1 protein-coding gene is annotated in these 273 nt (G+C 46.5%); it reads right to left on the bottom strand.

Features of this window, described 5'->3' with window-relative positions; genetic code table 11:
• Window positions 1–273, bottom strand: a 273-nt coding sequence (locus A3712_RS16500; RefSeq protein WP_157618792.1) for an HAD hydrolase-like protein, incomplete at both ends; no start/stop codon positions are given.

Genomic DNA, 273 nt, shown 5'->3' with positions numbered 1-273 from the left:
AAGAATCACCGCCAAGTACATCTACAAAGTACTTATCGATACCGTGTTGCGCTAGCACGTCTGGCACAAACTTTGATGGCTTGTTAGTTACCAATGCCATAATAAAGCCCGCTTGGTGCAGCTCTGCCAGAGTCTCTTTTACTGATGGGTAAAGGTGGCTCAGCTTATGGCCGCCCTGCTCATAGAAATCATCAAACAAGATACGTGCTTTTTTCAGTAGCTCTGGCTCTAAACTTGGGTCCACAATTAGGTCGCGGCTTAATGAACGACCGA

It is taken from the genome of Vibrio sp. HI00D65, from assembly GCF_001635455.1.
In the GTDB taxonomy this organism is placed as follows: Bacteria; Pseudomonadota; Gammaproteobacteria; order Enterobacterales; family Vibrionaceae; genus Vibrio.
Note: the sequence above shows the minus strand (reverse complement) of the source record. Positions and strands in the feature narration are given on the sequence as shown.